Annotated in this window: 16 protein-coding genes; 6 read left to right on the top strand and 10 right to left on the bottom strand. The window is 69.4% G+C overall.

What is annotated here, in order from left to right:
- The first annotated feature begins 33 nt into the window (after positions 1-33).
- Complete coding sequence (locus NM2_RS15220; protein ID WP_067668969.1) at positions 34-516, top strand: MarR family winged helix-turn-helix transcriptional regulator; 483 nt, start codon at positions 34-36, stop codon at positions 514-516.
- 34 nt (positions 517-550) lie between these two features.
- Positions 551-1894: an FAD-dependent oxidoreductase gene (locus tag NM2_RS15215; RefSeq protein WP_067668967.1), complete on the top strand. Its 1344-nt coding sequence runs from the start codon at positions 551-553 to the stop codon at positions 1892-1894.
- An 11-nt stretch (positions 1895-1905) separates the two neighbouring features.
- Here the strand turns inward: NM2_RS15215 and NM2_RS15210 are convergent, their stop codons facing one another.
- The 4 genes from NM2_RS15210 to NM2_RS15195 are packed head-to-tail and all read right to left on the bottom strand — an operon-like array spanning position 1906 to position 6944.
- The gene (locus NM2_RS15210; protein WP_067668964.1) at positions 1906-3366 is read right to left on the bottom strand and encodes a GntP family permease; all 1461 of its coding nucleotides are present in this window, start codon (positions 3364-3366) and stop codon (positions 1906-1908) included.
- Between the two features lie 7 nt (positions 3367-3373).
- Complete coding sequence (locus tag NM2_RS15205) at positions 3374-3994, bottom strand: bifunctional 4-hydroxy-2-oxoglutarate aldolase/2-dehydro-3-deoxy-phosphogluconate aldolase (RefSeq protein WP_067668962.1); 621 nt, start codon at positions 3992-3994, stop codon at positions 3374-3376.
- Entirely contained in the window at positions 3991-5616 is a 1626-nt protein-coding gene (locus tag NM2_RS15200) for an N-acyl-D-amino-acid deacylase family protein (protein ID WP_067669078.1), read from the bottom strand. The genes NM2_RS15205 and NM2_RS15200 overlap by 4 nt, the downstream gene beginning before the upstream one ends.
- Positions 5617-5630: 14 nt before the next feature.
- Complete coding sequence (locus NM2_RS15195; RefSeq protein WP_439956874.1) at positions 5631-6944, bottom strand: type III PLP-dependent enzyme domain-containing protein; 1314 nt, start codon at positions 6942-6944, stop codon at positions 5631-5633.
- Between the two features lie 92 nt (positions 6945-7036).
- Here NM2_RS15195 and NM2_RS15190 point away from each other — a divergent pair, with 92 nt between their 5' ends.
- Genes NM2_RS15190 through NM2_RS15180 form a run of 3 tightly spaced genes read left to right on the top strand, consistent with a single transcriptional unit; the run spans position 7037 to position 9290 of the window.
- Entirely contained in the window at positions 7037-8104 is a 1068-nt protein-coding gene (locus tag NM2_RS15190) for a sugar kinase (protein WP_245718040.1), read from the top strand.
- On the top strand, positions 8101-8886 hold the full coding sequence (locus NM2_RS15185; RefSeq protein WP_067668960.1) for an IclR family transcriptional regulator: 786 nt from the start codon (positions 8101-8103) through the stop codon (positions 8884-8886). Before NM2_RS15190 ends, NM2_RS15185 begins: the two co-directional genes overlap by 4 nt.
- Positions 8883-9290 carry a RidA family protein gene (locus NM2_RS15180; RefSeq protein ID WP_067668958.1) on the top strand — a complete coding sequence of 136 codons (408 nt, stop codon included), beginning with the start codon at positions 8883-8885 and terminating at the stop codon, positions 9288-9290. The genes NM2_RS15185 and NM2_RS15180 overlap by 4 nt, the downstream gene beginning before the upstream one ends.
- A 16-nt stretch (positions 9291-9306) precedes the next feature.
- On the opposite strand, the gene NM2_RS15175 is transcribed toward NM2_RS15180, so the two are convergent.
- The 6 genes from NM2_RS15175 to pheS all read right to left on the bottom strand — a co-directional run bounded on the left by NM2_RS15175 (position 9307) and on the right by pheS (position 16663).
- A complete protein-coding gene (locus NM2_RS15175) occupies positions 9307-10347 on the bottom strand; it encodes a hypothetical protein (RefSeq protein WP_067668956.1) in 1041 nt (346 codons plus the stop codon).
- A gap of 33 nt (positions 10348-10380) precedes the next feature.
- The gene (locus NM2_RS15170; RefSeq protein WP_067668954.1) at positions 10381-10875 is read right to left on the bottom strand and encodes a PspA/IM30 family protein; all 495 of its coding nucleotides are present in this window, start codon (positions 10873-10875) and stop codon (positions 10381-10383) included.
- 80 nt (positions 10876-10955) lie between these two features.
- The gene (locus NM2_RS15165) at positions 10956-11744 is read right to left on the bottom strand and encodes an alpha/beta hydrolase (RefSeq protein ID WP_067668952.1); all 789 of its coding nucleotides are present in this window, start codon (positions 11742-11744) and stop codon (positions 10956-10958) included.
- A gap of 211 nt (positions 11745-11955) precedes the next feature.
- Positions 11956-12732, bottom strand: coding sequence for a L,D-transpeptidase family protein (locus tag NM2_RS15160; protein ID WP_218025918.1), 777 nt, complete (start codon positions 12730-12732; stop codon positions 11956-11958).
- Positions 12733-12939: 207 nt separating this feature from the next.
- On the bottom strand, positions 12940-15441 hold the full coding sequence (gene pheT, locus NM2_RS15155) for a phenylalanine--tRNA ligase subunit beta (RefSeq protein WP_067668950.1): 2502 nt from the start codon (positions 15439-15441) through the stop codon (positions 12940-12942).
- 73 nt (positions 15442-15514) lie between these two features.
- Positions 15515-16663, bottom strand: coding sequence for a phenylalanine--tRNA ligase subunit alpha (gene pheS / locus NM2_RS15150; RefSeq protein ID WP_067668948.1), 1149 nt, complete (start codon positions 16661-16663; stop codon positions 15515-15517).
- 179 nt (positions 16664-16842) lie between these two features.
- Between pheS and NM2_RS15145 the strand changes: the two genes are divergently transcribed.
- Entirely contained in the window at positions 16843-19506 is a 2664-nt protein-coding gene (locus NM2_RS15145; protein WP_174575636.1) for an ATP-dependent RNA helicase, read from the top strand.
- Positions 19507-19632: the final 126 nt, after the last annotated feature.

The following is a 19632-nucleotide window of genomic DNA, read 5'->3' as shown; positions in this document are numbered from 1 at the left end:
GTTTCACAGGAGCAAGTAATTTACTGTTGCTTCATGCAAGCAAGTAAGTCCCAGATCGCCGACCTGGTCCGCACCGTCTCCCAGTTCGCCGAGGCGAATCGGCAGGGTCAGGCGCGGATGTTCGACGCGGTGCGACTGGGCGTCCTGCAGCTGGCCGTCGAACACGGGCCGCTGCGGGCGGGCGAAGTCGCCGAGCGGCTGGACGCCCTCCCCTCCTCCATCACCCGGCACATCCGGGCGCTGAGCGAGGCCGAGTTGGTGACCACCGAGCCCGATCCAGCGGACCGGCGCGCGGTGCTGCTGATGGCAACCGACACCGGACGCGCGGAATTGCGCCAGTTTCTCGATGTCGGCGAGCAGGTCTTCGGAGCGGTGATCGCCGAATGGTCCATCGAGGATGTGCTCACGCTGACCCGGCTGCTCAACCGCCTGACCGAGGACTGGGCGCGCTACGGGGCCGAGCAGCAGCAGGCGGCCCGCAAACGGCACCGGCCGTTCGGCTGGAGCCAGGGCTGAAGCTGAATCTATTCAAGGATTGGAAGTAGACATCATGTCCGCCAACACATCTGTGCGGGTGATCATCGCCGGTGGCGGGATCGGCGGCCTCGCCCTGGCGCACGGGCTTCGCAAGGCCGGAATCGACGTCGCGGTGTACGAACGCGATCGGCATCGCACCGATCGGCTTCAGGGCTTCCGCATTCACATCAGTCCGCGCGGCAGCCGGGCACTGCACGAGCTGCTGCCCGAACAGCTGTACCGCGCGTTCGTGGCACATTCCAACCCGGTCGAGAGCGAGTTCGGATTCGGATTCGCCACCGAGCGGATGAGTACCCTGCTCGAACTCGATCGCGAGACCATCGAGGGCAATCCGACCGATGACGTCGACCGCAACTTCGGGGTCAGTCGCATCACCCTGCGCCAGGTCCTGCTGTCCGACCTGGACGACGTGGTGCACTACGACAAGGCGATCACCGGATACACGCAGTTGCCCGACGGCCGCGTCGAGGCCCGATTCGCCGACGGCACAACGGCACTCGGCGACGTACTGGTCGGCGCGGACGGCGGCACCTCGCGCGTGCGCGCGCAACTGCTCCCGCACGCCCAGCGCGTCGACACCGGAATCGTCGCCATCGGCGGTAAGTACATGCTGACCGAGCAGAGTCGCCGCCGTCTCGCGCCCCGGCTGCAGATCGCTCCGGTCAGCGTCATTCCGCCCAAGAGCTGCGGCATGTTCGTCGCGCCGCACGAATTCGGCGCCGCCGGTGCCGATTCCGGGACGATCGGCGGCAACGACGGTGCCGCGCAACTGTATCCGGGCGCGTTGTTCGACAACACCCGACCCTATGTGCTGTGGAGCTATGCCGCCAAACGCATTGACTATCCGGCGGATCTGGAAGCGTTGGGGCCCAGGGAACTTCAGGATCTCGCCGATCGTCTCACCGCCGACTGGTCCCCGCAGCTACGCGAGCTGATCACCGGTTGCGACACCGACACCGTCACACTGCTGCCGATCCGCACCTCGGTCCCGGTCGCGCCTTGGGAGACGACCAATGTCACGCTGCTCGGCGATGCCATCCATAGCATGACCCCGTTTCGCGGTATCGGAGCCAATATCGCTCTGCGCGACGCTCACGTGCTGACCGGCGCGCTCACCGCCGCCGCACGCGGTGAGCGACCGCTGCTCGAGGCCCTGCACGATTACGAGACGCAGATGATCGGCTACGGTTTCGCCGCCGTGCGCGCCTCCCTGCAGGCCGCCGAACAGACCGTCTCGGACAGCCGCGTCTCGCGCACCATGGCCCGCACGGTCTTCCGGCTGGCCGGTGCGCTGCCTCCGCTGAAGCGAAAGATGTTCGGCGGCATGGGCAGCGAACCGGAACCGGCGGAGATCTAGTTTCGGCGCGGTCAGCTCACCAGGGCGAACAATATCGCCGCGACCGCGAAGCTCACTACCGACAGCACGGTCTCGAGCACACTCCAGGTCTGCAGGGTCTGCTTCACCGACAGGTTGAAGAATTTCGAGATCATCCAGAAGCCACCGTCGTTGACGTGGCTCAGGATGATCGAACCGGCCGCGATCGCCATGGCGATCAGCGCCAGCGACATCTGCGAATAGCCGTGCCCGGCGACCAGCGGGCCGACGATGCCGCCGGTGGTGACGATCGCCACGGTGGCCGAGCCCTGGGCGATGCGCAGACCACAGCTGATGATGTAGGCGAGCACGATCACCGGCAGTCCGGCCTCGGACATGGTGTGCGCGAGCACCTTTCCGATGCCGGTGGCCGAGATGACCGCGCCGAAGAACGCGCCCGCGCCGATGACGAGCAGCAGCATGCCCACGGGCCGCAGCGATTCCGCGGTCAGCACGCCGAGCTGCTGCACCGTCGAGCCCCGCCGCAGCCCCAGGATGTAGAAGGCGACCAGGACCGCGATCAGCAGCGCGACGGCCGGGTTGCCGAGGAAGGTCAGCACTTCCAGCAGCGCGGACTTCGCCTTCAGCAACTGGCTGCCGAACGTCGCGCCCAGGATGAGCACCAGTGGGATCGCGATGATCGCACCGATCAGGGCCACCGACGGCCGCCGGTCCACTTCGGTTTCGACTGCTGTATCCCCTTGTGCCCCATCGGAATACGTGCCATTTTTCGGTTCCGCCGCCGCACCCGAGGGGCGCACCAGGAACTCCGCCGGAACGTCCACCGTGATCCGCTTGCCGATGAAGGTGCCCCAGACCAGGCCCGCCGCAGCGAATCCCGGCAGACCGCACACCAGGCCCATGATGATCAGCCAGCCCAGGCTCACCCTCATCAACCCGCCCAGCGCCACTGGTCCCGGGTGCGGGGGAAGGAACGCGTGCGTCATGGACAGGCCCGCGACCATCGGCATCGCGTACAGCACCAGCGATCCACCGCCGCGCTTGGCGGCCACGTAGATCAGCGGTGCGAGAACGAAGATGCCGATGTCGAAGAACACCGGAATGCCGAAGATGAGGCCGACCAGGCCCATGGCGACCGGAGCGCCCTTGGGCCCGAACAGATTCTGCAACTTCTCCGCGAGCACATCCGCGCCCCCGGAGCGTTCCAGGATCGCGCCGAGCACCGTGCCCAGGCCGATGATCACCGAGATGTGCCCCAGAATCCCGCCGAATCCCGTCTCCAGCAGCGAATCCGAGGATTTCAGCGGGGTGCCGACGATCTTGGACACCGGTAGTCCGGCGGCCAACGCCAGTATCAGGCCGGTCAGTAGCAGCGCGATGAACGGCTCGAGTTTGAACCGGATGATCGCCACGAGCAGCACGACGATCGCGAGACCGCACAGAATCAGCAGTCCCGGTGTGGTGGTCCGCAGCCAATCGACGGTGGCGGCCATACTTACCTCACTTCATGGATGAAACGAAAGATGCCGCCCGCGAGGCGATTTCGGACCATCGGCCCGCGGCGACATCGGCCGGTGCGACGACGTCGGTGCCGGCCGTGACCGCCACCGCGCCGTGCGCCAGGAATTCGGCGGCGTTACCGGCGTTGACGCCGCCGGACGGAATGAGCGCCGCATCGGGGAAAGGCCCCCGCAGATCCTTCAGATAGCCGGGCCCGAGCACACGAGCGGGGAAGATCTTCACCGCCGCCGCGCCCATGTCCAGCGCGGCCATCACCTCGCTCGGGGTGAGCGCGCCCATCAGCACCGGAATGTCCTGCCGTGCGGCCACTTCCGCCACGGCCGGGCGCAGCCCCGGCGTCACCAGGAACCGTGCCCCGCTGCCGATGGCCTGCTCGGCCTGCTCACCGGTCAGCACCGTGCCCGCGCCGACCACGGCATTCGGCACGGTCGAGGCAGCGGCCAGCGCGTCCGTTACGCCCGGCGTCGTGAAAGTCAGTTCCACCGCGCGGATTCCGGCGCCCGACAGCGCTTCGGCCAGGGCCGCCGGGTCGGGGATGACCGGGGCGCGCACGACGGTGAGCACCCGGTCGGCGCGGATCATGTCCATGGCTGTGTTCATTGGTTCTGTCCGTCTTTCACATAGGTGCCGCGGGAGGTCATGCGCAGCGCGCGCCCGGCGAGCATTCCGGTGGGCGTGCCGCCGTCGATCGCGAATTCGCCGTTCACCAGCACGTGCGTGATACCGCGTGCCTGCTGCTTGGGGTGCTCGAATGTCGCGGTGTCGGTGATCGTTTCGGGATCGAACAGCACCAGATCCGCGGCGTAACCGGGCCGGATCAGGCCACGCTCACGCAGGCGCAGCCGCTGTGCGGGTCGTCCGGTCAGATGGTGTACGCACTCCTCGAGTCCGAGCACGCCGAGTTCGCGCACGTAGCGACCGAGGTATCGCGGGAACGCGCCCCAGGCCCGTGGATGCGGTCGATCCCCGACGAGCAACCCGTCACTGCCGCCCATGTGCCGCGAATGACGCATGATGGCGCGCACATTCTCCTCGTGCCCGACGTGCTGCAGGATCGTGGTGGCCAGCCCGTCCCGCCGAAGCAGATCGAAGAAAACCTCGACCGGTGAAATATCCTGTACCGCAGCGATATCGGTGATCGTCCGGCCGACGTACCGGCTCAGACCCGGTTCCGCGACGCCGCTGATCTGGATGGTGTCCCAGTCGGCCGTGACCCCGTGGCAGCCGTCCGAACCGCGCACGGTGACGTCGGCGGCGATCCGCGCCCGATCCGCCGGATCGTCCAGGCGGGCCAGCGTCGCATCCGGTCCGCCCGAGGAGGCCCAGCTCGGCAGCAGCGCCGACAGGGTGGTCGATCCGGGCAGATACGGGTAGGTGTCGAGACTGATATCGCAGCCCTGCGCCAGCGCGTCGTCGATCATGTCCAGCAATTCAGGTGCGCGCCCGCGGTTCACGCCGAAATTCATGGTGGCGTGGGTCAGGTGCACCGCGCAACCCGTACGGCGGGCCAGCTCGATCATCTCGGCATAGGCGTCGAGCGCTCCCGCGCCGTAGGAGCGGGTGTGCGGGGCGTAGAAGCCGTCCGCGGCCGCGACCACCTCGCACAGTGCCGCCAATTCCGCTGTGTCCGCGTACATTCCGGGCGTGTAGGTCAGACCGCTGGACATCCCGGCCGCGCCCTGCGCGAGCCCCTCGGCGAGCAGCGCGCACATGCGGTCGATCTCCCGCGCGGTCGCCGGCCGCCGCTCGGGGCCGACGACGAGCAGTCGCAGCGTGCCCTGCGGCACCAGATAGACGGCATTGGGGGTGATCCCCGCATCGAGCCGGTCCAGGTACTCCCCGACGGTGCGCCAGGAGAAGTCGAGATCGGCGGGATTGCCGTTCCACCCGGCGATCTGGCGGCGCAGCACCGCCAGGGCGGCCGCGTCGACCGGTGCGTAGGACAGCCCGTCCTGCCCGATCACCTCGGTGGTGATGCCCTGGCTGATCTTCGGGAGATGTCCCGGATCGGTGAGCAGATGCAGGTCCGAATGCGCGTGCATATCGATGAAACCCGGTGCCAGAACCAGATTCTCGCCGTCGATGACACGCTCGGCCCCGGCGATGGTGCCGGGTCCGGCGAGTTCGGTGATGCGCCCGCCCGCCACCGCGACGTCGCCGCGGCAGCGGGGCGCGCCCGTTCCGTCCACGACGTCCACTCCGCGAATCAGCAAACTGCCCATCATCTTTCGCTGCCTCAGAAGAAGGTGTGCAGCAGGTCGACGAGGCGCGGACGGTCGGCGGCGGCGGCGTCGATCACCGGGATCAGCCGCCACTTGTCGAAGGCCGTACACGGATGCGAGAGCCCGAGCCGCACGACGCCGCCGATGGGCGCCACCCCGTCGGCGGGTAGACGCAGGAAAGCATGCTGGTCGTTGAGCGCCGACACATACGCTCCTTCCGGCATTCCCTCCTGCCCAATTCCCCGCGAAAGTCGTTGCGGTACCGGCAATCCCGAATCGAACGGGAGGTCCCGCCGACCGGCGTCCAGCAGTGCCAGTCCCGGCTCGGGCTGCGACACCACGCGCGCCCAGCCGTGCATGGCCGAGCGCAGCGGGCGCTCGGTGCGCTCGGCGGCCAGCGGCGAGATGCCGGAGTAGAAGCCGTCGTCGTGGATGATGTACGCGCCCGACCGCAGCACGACGGTCGTCGCCGGGCCGTGTGCGCCGTGCTCGTCGGCCGATCCGGCGAGCCGATCGATCACCAGATCTTGGAAGGCGCTGCCACCGGCGGTGAGAATCGCCGGACGCTCGTAGGTCTCGGCGAGTTCACGGTGCAGGCGGGCCAGATCGTCGAGATAGCCGCGTACCGCCGCGACCGCTCCGGCCTCGCGGTCGTGCGCGAACGCGCCCTCGTATCCGCCGACGCCCGCCAGCTCGAGCCGCGCGGAACGTCGCACCGCGGCGGCGACGGCCAGGGCCTCCTGGACGCCCCGGGCGCCGGTGCGTCCGCCGGGGCCGCCCAGCTCGACCAGCACCGCGACGCGGACACCCGCCGGAGCGCCGGCCAGATGCCGATCCATCATCTCGACCGTCGCCACGCTGTCCACCCAGCTGCGGAACTCGAAACCCGGGTCGCGGGCGAGTTCGGCTGCGAGCCAGCGTAATCCGACGGGATCGACCAGCGCGTTGGCCAGGATGATGCGGGCCACGCCGAACGAGCGCGCCACCTGCACCTGCCAGCCGGTGGCCAGGGTGATGCCCCAGGCGCCGGCCGCGAGCTGTTCGCCCCACAGCTGCGGGGACATCGTCGTCTTGCCGTGCGGGGCCAGCCGCACTCCGGCCGCCGCGGCCCAGTCGGCCATCCGCCGCACGTTCGCATCCAGCGCGGCGCGTTCCACGGTCAGCACCGGCGTTTGCAGGTCGTCGAGATGCGGTGCGGTGGCGAGGAATTCGCGCACGGTACGCCCCCATGCCGCGGGCGGCAGCGATTTGTGTTCCGGGCCCAGGACCCGCTCGTGCAGGGCCGCGACCATCGCGGTGTCGATGGGCGGTGCGCCGACGATCGCCACGACACTCCTCTCACCAGGTTCACATCTTCAAGCTATTGCATAATCTGCAACGCAGATTGCACATTGTGTTGTCCCTGGTTATTCTGCACAGGATGCCCGACAGCCGCAAGCGTTCGAAGGAGATGAGTGTGATCTGGCCTACGCCGCCTCGAATTCGGGCGGTCACCGTGGGCGAGGGACTCGCCGTGCTCGTCGCGCGACCCGGCCCGCTCGAGGACTCCCCCGCCTTCGAGCGCACCGCGGGCGGGGCCGAGGTGAACGTCGCGACCGTCCTGACCCAGCTGGGAATCGGCACGGCGTGGATATCGCGCGTCGGCCGAGACGGATTCGGCCGCTATCTGATCCGGCATCTGCGCGAGCGCGGAGTCGACACCTCCGCGGTGCACGTGGATCCCGCCCGGCCGACGGGCCTGTACGTCAAGGAACGCGGCGGCGGTTCCGCACTATCCACCGATCTGCCCGCTGGTTCGAGCCGAATGCTGTACTACCGCACCGGATCCGCCGCGAGCGCCCTGTCTCCCGCGGATCTGACCGCCGCCGCCGGAGTGCTCGAGCACTGCGAGCTGATCCATTTCACCGGCATCACCACCGCGCTGTCCCCTTCGGCGACCGAACTCACCGATGCGATCCTCGCGCTGCCCAGGCACGGCCGGTTGGTCAGCTTCGACCTGAATTACCGTCCGGCGCTGTGGATCCGGCGCGATGACGATGCCGCCGACACCCTGGCCCGCCAGATCCGCGCCGCCGACGTCGCGTTCCTCGGGGCCGATGAGGCGTTGGAGGTGTTCGGCACCGGCGATCCCGCCCGGCTGCGTGAGATGTTCCCGCAGCCAAGGCATCTGGTGGTGAAGAACAGCGAACATTCGGTGACCGGATTCCTCGGCGACGACCGGTGCGAGACCCCGGCGCTGCGGCTGCTGGTGACCGAGGCGATCGGCGCGGGAGACGCCTTCGCCGGTGGTTACCTGGCCGCCCTGTTGCGGGGTCGTCCACATGAGCAGTTGCTGCGCTACGGCCACCTGTGCGCGGCCGCCGCGCTCACCGGAACGGGCGATGTCGCCGAGCTACCGGCCCCGGACGTCCTCGAATCATTCGCTGCGGCAACACCTTCCGCATGGTCCGCACTGCGGTATGCCCCCGGTGCGATGGAGGCGTCATGAGTCAGAGTCTGCAACGCGCCCTGACCATCCTGGTCGAACTCGGCGAGGATCCCAAGACGCTGGATCAGCTGGCCGCCACACTGGCGGTGCACAAATCGACGGTGCTGCGGCTGCTGCAGACCATGGAGGCCGACCGCTTCGTCACGCACGACACCGGCCACCGGTACACGCTCGGCTCGCGACTGTTCGAGCTGGCCAATCATGCACTCGAACGCCGTGATGTGCGCACCCTGGGCCGTCCGCACCTGGAGGCGCTCAATGCCGACACCGGGCAGACGGTGCACCTGGCGACCTACGAGTCCGGCGAGGCGATCTACATCGACAAGCTCGACGCCACCCAGAGCGTGCGGATGTACTCGCGAGTCGGCCGCCCGGCCCCGCTGCACTGCACCGCCGTCGGCAAGGTGTTGGTCGCCGCGCATCCGCGGGCACAGTGGCCCGCCATCGCCGAACGACTGGACTACCACCAGTTCACCGAGCGCACGATTCGCACCCCCGAGCAATATCTGACGGAACTGGATCGCGTTGCGGCCCAGGGCTTCGCCGAGGATCACGAGGAACACGAGAGTTTCGTCAACTGCGTCGCGGCCCCGGTGCGCGACGGCACCGGCGCGGTCGTGGCCGCGATCTCGGTGTCGGTACCGGAGGTACTCCTGGACCACGAACAGGTCCTCGGCCTCCTGCCGCGGGTGCGGGCCACCGCCGAAGCAGTCTCCGCCGAGCTCGGCTGGAACCCGCGCGCCGACCCCCGTCCGTCCGAACATCCGAAAGGCACACCGTGAGCGAGAAAATCGCCGTCCGCACCACCGATGCTCCCGCCCCGGCGCACACCTTCTCCCAGGGCGTGCGCAAGGGCCCGTTCGTCCAGGTCTCGGGTCAGGGCCCGGTCGACCCCGCCACCGGCGAGTACCTGCACCCGGGCGACGTGGCCGCTCAGACGACGCGCACCCTGCGGAACGTCGCGGCGATCGTGCAGGCGTCCGGAGCCACCTTCGACGATGTGGTGATGCTCCGGGTCTACCTCACCGAGCAGAACGACTTCGCCGCCATGAACGACGCGTACGGCGCCTTCGTTCGGGAGCACACGCCGAGCGGCGTCCTGCCCTGCCGCACAACGGTTTTCACCGGTTTGCCACGGCCGGAGATGCTGGTGGAGATCGACGCGGTCGCGATCATCTCCGAGTAGCGGAGATCCGCGACACTCAGGCGGTGGCCTCACCGAGGATCGCCAGCACCGCGCCGGAGACGTAGAACGGCTCGAGGCGTTCGCGAATCAGCCCGGCCAGCACACCATTTCGCTCGGCCGCCTCGACCACCGCCGGACCGTAGCGCAGGATCTCGGTGCGGATGTCCTCCTCGGACAGACCCAGTTCCGGGAGCAGTCCGGCCAGGGTGTGATCGCCGTACTTGGTGAAGAACACCTCGACGCACTCGTCCAAGAGCAGGCCGAAGTACTCCTTCTCCCGGGTGGTCAGCGCGATGCTGTGCACGATCTGGGCGAGTTCGCGCACGTCCTGCTGGCTCAGGTAGTCGCGCAGGCCGCTGACCGGCTCGTCCGCGTGCAGATCCCAGAACTCCATGGCCGCACTGTGCACCGGCGCTTCGCGCAACATCTCGCGAATCGCGTTGTTGGTGCGCTTGAGCGCGAAAAGCGCTCCCTTACCGGCCATTTCACCGATGAACGTACCGTCCGCGGCCTTCTCGGCGGCCTTGCGGGCCGATTTGGCGGCCGAGGTGCCGAACGAGACCAGCGATCCCACACCCGGAATCTTCGAGGCCATCTGCCGATTGGACTCCATGAAGTCATCGATCAGCCGATCGACGAACTTGGACGCGACGGTGGCCACCAGCGGGCTCTCGGTGAGCCGCTCGAGCAGACGTTCCTGCGCCTGGTGCATGCCGAAGATCTTCTCCAGCAACGCTTCCACCGGTTCGCGATCCACCACGTCACCGAGGGTGTAGTCCTTGTTGCGGGCGATGTCGTCGTAGATCGCGTCGGCGAACACGCCCACCGAATCCCCGAGCGCCGGACCGCCGCCGATCCGGTCGACGACCACGCGCAGGGTCTGCTTCGCGTCCTCGACGGTGACCACGTCACGGAAGACGATGGCGTCGGCGACCTCGAGCACCGCTGCCACGTCGCGGCCGACCACCTCGGTGAACCGGTCGCCGGTCACCTCCGCGAGAATGAAATCGACTTGCGCGTCGAGCAGTCGCTCGGCGATCTCGCGCGGCTGGGCCATCGGCACCCCTAGTTCGTTCGGTGGCCCGCCCGATCAGCCGGGGTCGTTGCGGTGCAATGACTTCCGGATCTCGTCCAGGCGCTCTCGTGCGGATTTCGACCGCGCTTGCCACTGTTCCTGCACACTGCGGCCCGCCGGGGTCTGCCGATCGAGTTCATCCATACCCTGCGCGTTGCCGAAGCGTCGCTCGACTTTATCGCGAACTGACTCGAAAGTAGGGACACCGGATTCGGAATACCCGCCGAGATCGGGCACGGACGTCGGCGTCATCGGCACGGCGGATGCGGAACCCCGCAGGTCGTACGAGGTCGGCGCACCGGACGGGCCCGGCATCGCGGCGGGATCGGTGGGCGAATTCACATCCGGATCCCAGCTCATATGACCGCTCTCCGCGGACAGCTCCGCCGCCACCAGATGCAGCCGTTCGAGGCCGGGCCGCCCGGCGGTCGCGGCGAGCACCACACTCAGCATGTCCTCGTCCGGCAGCGCCGCGAGCAGCACCGCCAGATCTTCCACCGGATCGGTCACGACTCTCACCTCACAGACGCTCGGTCACGACATAAACCCAGGTTACGTACTTCCAGCCGAGGTGCCACTCACCGGCACGATCAGGCCTGCGGCGGATCGGCCACCGCCGACCCGGCCAGCGCCGCACGCGCCCAGTCGGCCACGGTTCGCGCCCAGCCGGGGATCACGATCAGATCGTTGTGCCCCGCCCCGGGATAGATGTGCAGTCGCTTGGGCTCCGGAGCGGCCGCGTAGAGTTCGTGGCCCATCCGCACGGGCAGCAGCTCGTCCTGATCGCCGTGCATGATCAGCACCGGAGCGCGCAACGAGCGGATCCGGCGCAGGTTCGGAAAGGCATCGGGGACAAGCGGTCTCGGGATGTAGGGATAGACCGCGCCCGCCGCGTCACGCAGGCTGGTGAAGGTGGACATGAGCACCAACGCGCCGGGCGGATATCGGGTCGCCAGTTCCGTCATCACCCCGCCGCCGAGCGACTTGCCCAGATACACAACACGATTCGGATCCACCCCGGGCCGGGCGAGCAGCGCGTCACGCGCGGCTCGGGCGTCCAGATACATCCCGCGCTCGCCGGGACGCCCCGCGCTGCGGCCGAATCCGCGATAGTCGAACACCAGCACGTCGAATCCCGCGGCCGCCAGCAGCGCCAGCACCGGCGACCGATCGCCGATATTGCCCGCGTTGCCGTGGGCGAACAATATGTGCCCCAACGGATTCGCCGCACGCACGAACCACCCGTTGACGAGTGTGCCGTCCGCGGCGGTGAAGTACAGATCCTCGTACTCGAGCCCGAATCGCTCGGGCGTCACCGTGATCTCCCGCACGGGCAGGAAGGTCAGGGCGTTGAGAATCGGCGTCGCCGGATGTCGCACTGTGTTTTTGGCCTCCGCTTCGCTCCGGCGGGCCGGGGCCCTCGTGACCCCGGTCCTTCCCTCCCTCCGCTCCCCCGCTTCGCTCCTTCGCTCCGGTCAGTCCAGGACCGGGGCGGGCCCCGGCCAGGAGCTGGCGTGTTTTGAGGTGGGCGGAACTCAGATGCGCTGAAATGTTATGCCGCTATGGTAGGTCTCCGCATAGTTCGCTCGGCTAACGGTATCCGATGGTGATGTCCGGACGACGGCTCGGATCGAGCCATTTCAGCAGGGCGACCACCGCATTGCGCGGCGTCTCCACGCAGCCCTGCGACGGGATCCCGGCATCCACGTGAACGAAGAAGGCCGAGCCCGCGCCCCGGCGCACCGGGACGGTGTTGTAGCCGATGACGATCGCGTAGTCGTAGCTCGTGCCGACCCGGCCCAGATTCTCCCCGGCCCTCTCGTTGAACGGGCAGGTACCGGGCGCGCAGTGCCGATAGGTGTTGTACTGCGGACTGTTCTGATCGCTGACCCACCAGTCGCTGTCGCCGACCTGCCGATACGGCATCCGCGTCCCCGGATTCGCCTGACGCCCGAATGCGGACGGCAGCCCGAACGTGCCCACCGGCGTGCGGTTCATCCCCTCATGCGTCTGTCCGACGCCCTGCGTGCCGACTCGAACCGTCACGGGCGCAAGGGCACTGGTCCACCGGCCGCCCGACCGCTGCCACGCCTGCAACGATCCCGACGTACTGCCCGGTCCGGCCACCAGCACCGTCACCAGCTGATCGGTCCCGGCCGGCGGCGCGGGCACCCCCGCCGGAAGTCCGGCGTTCCCGCCGTCGTAGTTCACCGGCTGCGCGGCAGCCCGGGTCGGCGACACCGCACTCGGCACCGCACTCGACGGAGCCGGACTCGCCGACCACGCCTGCTGCCCACAACCGGCCGCCACCAGCACAAGCGCCGCGGCCAGCACACCGCGACGCACGAGATCCCGGGACACGCTCATCGGCTGAGCTTAACCGCCGCGAATCGCAACCCTCGTCGCACGACGGATTTGCCCGTGTTCCCGGAATGTGCGAACGTCCGATCCGCATACCGGGCCCGACCGCTGACCCGGTGACGTACCAGGCGCGGTCGCCTGCGCTCGACCCGCAGGACATCGACCCGAGCAGACCGCGCCGGGGTGCTTTTCAGCGCCGCACCCGGAATCGAATCAGGCGCGCAGTACGGCTCCGACCGACGCGGCAGCCGCCTCGACCGCCGCGTCACGCGCGGCGCTCGCCTCGTCCTCGGTCAGTGTTCGGTCCGCGGCGCGGAAGCGCAGGGCGTAGGTGAGCGACTTGCGGCCCTCACCGGCCTGCGCGCCCTCGTAGACGTCGAAAAGGGCGATGTCCTCGAGCAGATCGCCCGCACCCGAGCGCAGGGCCGATTCGAGGGCGGCGGCGGGGATCGAACGTTCGACGCTCACCGACACGTCCTGCAGCACCGCCGGGAACGGAGAAATCCGCGGCGCGGGCCGGGATTCGCGCAGCGGCAGGGCATCGAGGTCCAGTTCCAGCGCGCAGGTGCGCGGCGGGAGGCCCGCGCGTTCGAGCACCGCGGGATGCAATTCGCCCGCATGGCCGACGACCTCGCCGTCCACGACCAGTTCGGCGCAACGCCCCGGATGAAACGGCAGATAGGCCGCCGCCCGGCGCTCGATCCGCACTCCGGCGGCATCGGCGACCGCATCGGCGATCGCGAAGGCGTCGGCCGCCTCCACGGCCCGGCCCGGCCCCCACGGACCGCGCGGTTCCCGGCGTCCGGTGAGCACCGCGGCGACGTGCACCGGCTGCTCGGGCAGCGATTCGATCAGCTCGGTGATCTGCTCGTCGGTGGGCCGCCGGTCCACCGGAAGTTCGGCGACCGGACCGGTCTTCGGTCCGGGCAGCACCACCTGTTCGATGCCGTAGATCGACAGATCGCGTTCACCGCGGGAGATGTTGCGCGCGGCCACCTCCAGCAGTCCGGGCAGCAGGGTCGTGGCCAGTTCGGCCCGCTCGACGTCCAGCGGATTGAGCACGCGCATGGTCGTGCGGCGAACGTCGTCGGCGTCCAGGCCCCACACGTCGAACACCCCGCTCTGCAGGAAGATCGACACGGGCACCTCGACACAGCCGGAGAAGGCCAGGGCGCGGCTGACCGACCGGCGACGACGCTGCGCGGGCGTGAACCCCCGGCCCGCGGGCGCGGTCGGCAGCACCGAGGGGATCTGCTCGAGCCCTTCGAGCCGCAACACCTCCTCGACCAGATCGGCCGGCTGCACCAGGTCCGGACGCCAGCTCGGCGGAGTCACGACGAGCTGACCATGGCCGCTCTCACTGACGTCGACGTCGACCGCGCAACCGATCTGCGCCAGCCGTCGCGCGGCCGTCCCGGTCGGGTAGCTCACCCCGGCGGTGCGGTCGGGCAGGTCCAGATCCATCCGGATCGGCGTCACGTCCGGCACCGGCAGCCGCACGTCGGTCAGCGCGGATTCGACTGTGCCACCGGCGATCTCGGCCAGGAGCGAGGCCGCGCGATCGAGCGCGACCACATTCACCTCGGGATCGACCACCCGCTCGTAGCGGCGGCCCGCCTCGGACACCACCTTGTGCCGCCGCGCGGTGCGGTAGACCGCGAGCGGATTCCAGGTGGCGGCCTCGAGCAGGATGTCCGTGGAATCCGAGCTCACCTCGGTCGACGCGCCACCCATGATCCCGGCCAGCGAAACCACTCCGGAATCGTCGGCGATGACGGTGTCCGCGCCGTCCAGGACCCGCTCGGCCTCGTCGAGGGTCCGCAGCGTCTCGCCCTTGTTGGCGCGCCGGATCACCAGCCCCCCGGTGAGTTTCGCGGCATCGAAGGCGTGCAGCGGCTGGCCGAGCTCGAGCATCACGTAGTTGGTGACGTCGACCGCGGGCGAGATTGGCCGCACCCCGGCCAGCAGCAAGCGCCGCTGCAACCACCACGGGCTCACCGCGGACGGATCGATGCCGGTGACCCGCCGGGCCGCGAAACGCGTACAGCCCGAGTCGGGTTCGACCCGCACCGGCCACGCCTCGGCCTCGTCGTCGGGCAGGGTGCGCACCGCCGGGTCGGCGTACTCCAGATCGAAGCCGCAGGCGAGTTCGCGGGCCAGGCCGCGCACCGAGAAGCAGTAGCCGCGGTCTGGGGTGATGTTGAGCTCGATCACCGTATCGTCCAGGCCCAGCAGCTCGTTCGCGTCGGCGCCCGGCTCGGCGGTACCCGGCTCGAGCACCAGAATGCCCGAATGATCCTTGCCGATACCGAGTTCGGCGACCGAGCAGATCATGCCGTTGGACACATGCCCGTAGGTCTTGCGCGAGCTGATCGCGAACCCGCCGGGCAGCACACCGCCGGGCAGCACCACGACGACAAGATCCCCGACCGCGAAATTCCGTGCGCCGCAGACGATCTCCTGCAGGTCCGGCTTGCCCACCTCGACCTTGCAGAACCGGATCGGCTTCTTGAACTCGGTCAGCTCGGTGATCTCGGCGACGCGGCCGACCACCAGCGGATGTTCCAGATCACCGGTGATCCGCTCGAGCTGGTCGAGCTCCTCGACCTCCAGACCGACCCGGACGAAGCCCGCATCGAGCTCCTCCGGCGTCACCGACCAGCCGGGGGTGGTGCGCTGCAGGATTTCCGTCAGCCAGGACTGCGCTACTCGCACTGGACATTTCGCTTTCTCGTGTGCCCGCCTCTCGCGGGTTCGTATGGTGTGCGGATGTTGCGGACCTCGATGGTCAGGACTGGATGCCGAAGGGCAGGGTGAACCGCACGTCGCCCTCGACGATGTCGCGCATATCGGGAATACCGTTGCGGAACTGCAGGGTTCGTTCCAGGCCCATACCGAAGGCGAAGCCGCTGTACACCTCGGGGTCGATTCCGCTGGCGATCAGCACCTTCGGGTTGACCATGCCGCAGCCGCCCCACTCGACCCAACCGGCCCCGCCCTTCTTGTCCGGGAACCACACGTCCACCTCCGCCGACGGCTCGGTGAACGGGAAGTAGTTGGGCCGCATACGAGTTCGCGTCTCGGGGCCGAACAGTGCCCGCGCGAACGCGTCCAGCGTGCCGCGCAGATGGGCCATGGTCAGGCCCTTGTCCACCGCCAGGCCCTCGACCTGGGAGAAGACCGGCGTGTGCGTGGCATCCAGCTCGTCGGTGCGGAAGGTGCGGCCCGGGCACACCACGTAGATCGGCAGCTCGCGCGAGAGCAGCGAGCGCACCTGGACCGGCGAGGTGTGGGTGCGCAGCACCTGACGCGACCCCGCCGCGTCCGAGGCGTCAGGGCCGGAGGCGGTAGCGGAGCGTGACCCCGCAGGCCCAGCCTCGGGCGCCCAGGTGAACGGCGCGACGTGGAAGGTGTCCTGCATGGTGCGCGCGGGATGATCGGGCAGGAAGTTGAGCGCGTCGAAGTTGAAGTGCTCGGTCTCCACCTCCGGCCCCTCGGCGACCTCCCAGCCCATACCCACGAAGACGTCGGCGACCTGCTCGGAGATGACGGTGATCGGATGCCGTGCGCCGACCGGGTCGCGACGAGCCGGGAGCGTCACGTCGATGGCCTCGGCGACCAGGACCGCGGCGTCGCGCTCGGCGAGCAGTTCGGCCCGGCGCGCCTCGAACGCCTGGCTCACCCGCTGACGTGCCACGTTGACGCGCTTGCCGGCGTCGGCCTTGTCCTGTTTGGGCAGGCTGCCCAGCGATCGCTGCGCCAACGAGATCGGCGACTTGCCGCTCATGTGCTCGGTCTTCGCGGCCGCGAGCGCATCCAGATCCGCGGCCGCGGCGAATGCCTTCTCCGCCGCCTCGGCCGCGGCGCTGAGCGACTCCTCGCTCAGTCCCGCCTGCGCTGCCGGATCCTGGTCGGCTCGTGCGTTGTCCTCGGCCACGATGGTTCGTCTCTCCCCTTGGTTCGGGTCTGTACTCACATGGGTCTGCACTGACATTGTTCCTGGTCGAATCGTAAGCGATGCGATCGGCCCGGTTCACGGCCTTTTCCCGGCCTCGCGCGGACCGCGGAACCGGCTCGTTGGCGGGCGATGCGCCCGGCCCGGCACACTGGTCGGCGATGGAATTGCCCGAACTTCCCGATCTCCCGGTCCGCGAGGTCCTCGGCCGCATCGTCGAGACGCTGGCCCGGCACGAGACCGCCGTCCTGGTCGCCCCGCCGGGGACGGGAAAGACGACGCTCGTCCCGCTCGCGCTGGCCGCCGGGACGACCGGCCGGGTGCTGGTGGCCGAGCCGCGCCGACTGGCCGCACGGGCCGCGGCCGCGCGGATGGCCGCACTGCTGGGCGAACCGGTCGGCCGGACGGTCGGATATTCGGTGCGCGGCGATCGGAAGGTGAGTGCGGACACCCGCATCGAGGTGGTCACCTCCGGGTTGTTGGTGCGACGGTTGCAGAGCGATCCAGAACTGGCCGGAGTGGACGTCGTCGTCCTGGACGAATGTCATGAACGTCATCTGGACGCGGATCTGCTGCTGGCCCTGCTGCTCGACGCGCGGGCGGGACTGCTGCCGGATCTGCGCGTGCTGGCCACCTCGGCCACCGTCGCCGCCGATCGGCTCGCGGCACTGCTCGGCGATGGCGAGCCCGCACCGGTCCTCGAGGTGGAGGCACGAACCTATCCGGTGGATATCGCCTACCTCCCCGCACTGCCGCGCGAGCGGACCGAGGCACAGGTGGCCCGCGCCACCCGCGCCGCGCTCGACGACGCCGCCTCCGGTGACGTGCTGGTCTTCCTGCCCGGCGCGGCCGAGATCCGCCGGACCTCCCAGCTGCTGTCCGATCTGCGCGATGTCGACGTGCTGGCCCTGCACGGCAGGCTCTCGGCAGCCGGACAGGACGCCGCGCTGAGTCCCGGGCCGCGCCGCCGCGTGGTGCTGTCCACGGCGGTGGCCGAATCCAGTCTGACGGTGCCGGGCGTGCGTGCCGTAGTGGATTCCGGGCTCGCCCGGGTGCCGCGCATCGATCGCGGCCGCGGGCTGTCCGGCCTTGCGACGGTTCGGGTTTCGGCGGCGGTCGCCGAACAGCGTGCCGGGCGCGCTGGTCGGCAGGCTCCGGGCCGGGCGTGGCGATGCTGGCCCGAACATGAGCACTCCACCCTGCCCGCCTATCCCGAACCGGAGATCCGCACGGCGGACCTGACCCGGCTGGCACTCGAACTGGCGTGCTGGGGCACCCCCGACGGGCGCGGCCTTGCCTGGTGGGACGATCCACCGCCCGGCGGACTGGCCGCGGGCCGAGAAGTGTTGCGCGCGTTGGGCGCTGTGGACGAGGACGGCGTGGTGACCGACCGCGGGCGGCAGCTGTCGCGGGTCGGTCTGCATCCGCGGCTGGCTCGCGCGCTGCTCGACGGCACGTCGGAGGTCGGTGCGCGAACCGCGGCCGAGGTGGTCACCCTCCTGGATGACGAGACACTCACGCCCGCAATCGATCTCGTCTCCGCGCTGCGCGGCCTGCGCCGGGAACGCCCGGACCGCTGGCGGCGCGAGGTCCAGCGGCTGGCCCGGCTCGCGACGGAGATGGTCGGTGAACAGCCCCGAAGCATCGGGCGCCCGGTGCCGAACTCGTCGAGCAGCACACAGCCGGTCCGGCAATCGGACGCCGCATCCGATGACGGTGCGGGTGCGCGGCGCACCGGGCAGCACCAGGAGCCGGAGCCGGACATCGTGATCGGCGGCGCCGGGCACGGTGGGACCCCGCCCCAGCGAAACCGCGCCGACGACAGATCACCGGACGGATCGGACGAGACCGGCGATCCGGCGCTCATCGTCGCGCTCGCCCATCCGGAACGTCTCGCGCGACGACGTGGCGCGGGATCATCCAGCTACCTCATGGCAAGCGGTACCGCGGTGACATTGCCGCCCGGTTCCGGGCTCGGCGACGCGGAATGGCTCGCGGTCGCGGTGGCGACCCGGGACCCGGGCCGGGCCGAGGGCCGGATTCGATCGGCCGCGGTCGCCGACGAACGACTCGCCCGCGAGGCCGCGCCGAATCTGCTCACCGCCGAGGACGAGGTGGACTGGGTCGACGGCGAGGTCGTCGCCCGGCGGGTCGAGCGGCTCGGCGCGATCACCTTGTCGGCGAGACCACTTCGCAATCCCGCCCCGGGGATGCTGAGCACGGCAGTGCATTCCGGGCTGCGCTCGGCCGGACTCGGCCTGCTGCACTGGGATTCGACCGCGACCGATCTGCGCCACCGTCTGGACTTCCTGCATCGCACCCTCGGCGCGCCCTGGCCTCGCGTCGACGACGAGGCCCTGCTGGCCGACGTCGACGCGTGGCTGGGCCCCGAACTGGCCACCGCCCGCCGCCGCGCCGATCTCGAACGCATCGATGCCGGACAGGCTCTGCGCCGCCTGCTGCCCTGGCCCGAGGCCGCGCGGCTGGACGAACTCGCACCCGACCGCATAAAGGTTCCCTCCGGCAGCAGTCTGCGTCTGGACTACGCCGCCGATCCGCCGGTACTCGCGGTGAAGGTGCAGGAGGTCTTCGGCTGGACCGATACTCCTCGGCTCGCCGACGGGCGGGCGCCGATCCTGCTGCACCTGCTCTCACCGGCCCAGCGCCCCGTCGCGGTCACCGCCGATCTGGCATCCTTCTGGCACACCGGCTGGCCGCAGGTCCGTGCCGACCTGCGCGGCCGTTACCCCAAACATTCCTGGCCCGAGGATCCCGGCAGCGTCACGGCGCACCGCGGCACGGCTCGCAACGCGAACCGCGCCTGAACCGCCGCAGCACCCGGCTCGACCCCGCCACCAGGAACCCCGATGCGGTCGAGCTTCCCTGAATCACCTTGCGCCCCAGACAATCTCATTCAACAACCGGCCAGGCGGCACGGCCGGTGCCACGAA

It is taken from the genome of Nocardia miyunensis NBRC 108239 (genome assembly GCF_001613065.1).
Taxonomy (GTDB): Bacteria; Actinomycetota; Actinomycetes; order Mycobacteriales; family Mycobacteriaceae; genus Nocardia; species Nocardia miyunensis.
The sequence above is the reverse complement of the archived record's forward strand: the minus strand, read 5'-3'. Positions and strand labels throughout refer to the sequence as shown.

Excerpts from the sequence above, each read along its gene's own strand:
- NM2_RS15220 (WP_067668969.1), top strand. The coding sequence starts at position 34 with ATGCAAGCAAGTAAGTCCCAGATCGCCGACCTGGTCCGCACCGTCTCC.
- NM2_RS15215 (WP_067668967.1), top strand. The coding sequence starts at position 551 with ATGTCCGCCAACACATCTGTGCGGGTGATCATCGCCGGTGGCGGGATC.
- NM2_RS15210 (WP_067668964.1), bottom strand. The coding sequence starts at position 3,366 with ATGGCCGCCACCGTCGATTGGCTGCGGACCACCACACCGGGACTGCTG.
- NM2_RS15205 (WP_067668962.1), bottom strand. The coding sequence starts at position 3,994 with ATGAACACAGCCATGGACATGATCCGCGCCGACCGGGTGCTCACCGTC.
- NM2_RS15200 (WP_067669078.1), bottom strand. The coding sequence starts at position 5,616 with ATGGGCAGTTTGCTGATTCGCGGAGTGGACGTCGTGGACGGAACGGGC.
- NM2_RS15190 (WP_245718040.1), top strand. The coding sequence starts at position 7,037 with ATGCCCGACAGCCGCAAGCGTTCGAAGGAGATGAGTGTGATCTGGCCT.
- NM2_RS15185 (WP_067668960.1), top strand. The coding sequence starts at position 8,101 with ATGAGTCAGAGTCTGCAACGCGCCCTGACCATCCTGGTCGAACTCGGC.
- NM2_RS15175 (WP_067668956.1), bottom strand. The coding sequence starts at position 10,347 with ATGGCCCAGCCGCGCGAGATCGCCGAGCGACTGCTCGACGCGCAAGTC.
- NM2_RS15160 (WP_218025918.1), bottom strand. The coding sequence starts at position 12,732 with ATGAGCGTGTCCCGGGATCTCGTGCGTCGCGGTGTGCTGGCCGCGGCG.
- NM2_RS15145 (WP_174575636.1), top strand. The coding sequence starts at position 16,843 with ATGGAATTGCCCGAACTTCCCGATCTCCCGGTCCGCGAGGTCCTCGGC.